This window comes from Enterorhabdus sp. P55 (assembly GCF_009911695.1).
Taxonomy (GTDB): Bacteria; Actinomycetota; Coriobacteriia; order Coriobacteriales; family Eggerthellaceae; genus Enterorhabdus.
Genome location: NZ_QWKK01000210.1, coordinates 1 through 1,777 on the forward strand (window position 1 = coordinate 1; position 1,777 = coordinate 1,777).

At 68.0% G+C, this 1,777-nt stretch carries 1 protein-coding gene and 1 pseudogene; both read left to right on the forward strand.

What is annotated here, in order from left to right; translation table 11 throughout:
- Nucleotides 1-1,582: lipopolysaccharide biosynthesis protein (locus D1643_RS10835; protein WP_236643571.1), on the forward strand; the 1,582-nt coding region annotated here is incomplete at its 5' end.
- A 3-nt stretch (nt 1,583-1,585) separates the two neighbouring features.
- Nucleotides 1,586-1,777 (forward strand): annotated as a pseudogene (locus D1643_RS11920) (hypothetical protein); the annotation flags it as partial.

The window sequence follows — 1,777 nt, forward strand, 5'->3', positions numbered from 1 at the left end:
CGGCTCCCGCGACGGCGTCTCCGCGCGCCCGCCACGCGCCGCGGCCGGCAGCTCGGCCTCGGCTCACGATGCGCGCACCGCCCGCCTCGGTGCCCCGCGCGAATCCCGCGGCCCTGCGGCACCCCCGCGGCAACCGCGGCAGAACCCCATCACGCGCCTGGTCAACCAATGGTTCGACCGCGTGATGGGCGCCATATCCGACGGCGGCCTCTCCGGCCAGGAGGAGCACTACGCGGCCCATCGCACCACGCGCGACTTCATCTGGAACACCGTCGGCGTGGGCACGTGGGGCATGGTGTTCCCCCTGCTCACGATGATTGCCACCCAGCTCATGGGCGTCGAGCAGGCCGGCATGCTCTCCATGGCCTTCGTCACCGGGTCGCTGCTCATGATCCTCGCCAACTTCGGCGTGCGTACCTACCAGATATCCGACGTGGAGGAGACCCACTCCTTCGCGGACTACCAGGTCAATCGATGGATCACCTGCGTCATCATGGTGCTTGTGGGCGTGGCCTACTGCTACGTGCGCGGCTACGAGACCGAGATGTTCTACATCTCGGTCGGCATCTACCTCTACCGCATGGTTGACGGCCTGGCCGACGTGTATGAAGGGCGCCTGCAGCAGGTGGACAAGCTCTACCTGGCCGGCGTGTCCCAGGCCATCCGCTCGGTGCTCGCGCTCGCGGCGTTCGCCGTCGCGCTGCTCGTCACGCGCAACATGGTGGCGGCCGCGTTCGCCATGGCCATCGCCGCCGCGGCTACGTTCGTGGTGGTCACCTACCCGCTGACCCTGCTCGAGACGCCGAAGTCCCGCAAGGCGCGCCCGGCTAGCGTCGTGGCGCTGTTCAAGAACACGGCGCCCCTGTTCCTGGCGCTGTTCCTGTACGCGGTCATCGACAACATGCCCAAGTTCGTCATGGAAGGCTCGCTTTCCTACGATAACCAGCTGTACTTCAACGCGCTGTACTTCCCGGCGCAGGGCATCCTCATCACGGCGCAGCTCGTGTACAAGCCGCTGCTCGTGCGCATGGCCGAGGTGTGGCAGGATGCGCGCAAGCGGCGGCAGTTCGACCTGATCCTGCTCGGCATCCTCCTGGTGATCCTCGGCATCACCGTGGCGAACGTGGTGGTGATGGCGTGGATCGGCATCCCCGTGATGGGCTTCCTCTACGGCATCGACTTCGAGCAGTTCCGCGGCCTGCTGTTCATCATGCTGGCCGCCGGCGGCGTGACCGCGGCCATCGACTTTCTGTACCAGACCATCACCGTCATGCGGCGTCAGAAGGACGTGACCACGCTGTACCTGGTCACCTTCGGTTTCTCGCTGTTCGTGCCCATCCTGCTGGTGACGTTCACCGGGCTGCCCGGCGCTGTGCTGAGCTACCTCATCGTGATGAGCATCCTGTTCGTCCTGCTGGTGTGGGAGTACTTCCGCATCCGCTCCGACCTGGCCCGCCGCCCTCAGGAGCCTGTCGGTTCGGCCGTGCCGCCTGGGGCGGCTGCGGGCACGGGCGCGGGAATGGGGGCAGCCGCTGCCGACCCTTGGGACATCGAGCCTCCGGCTCACGAGATAAAGGAGTAAGCCATGACCGATTACAACGATTCGGGCCAGCCGACCCCGCAGGGCCAGCCGGCCCCGACTTGCGCCCCGCAGCAGCCTGCCGCCGGGGCGCCGACCCCTGGCGCTGCGCAGCCCGCGGGAGCAGCCGCGCCGGTGGGCGGTTCCGCTCAGCAGGCCGATTGGCAGGGCCAGGCGCCCGCCGGAGCCGCGCCGTCC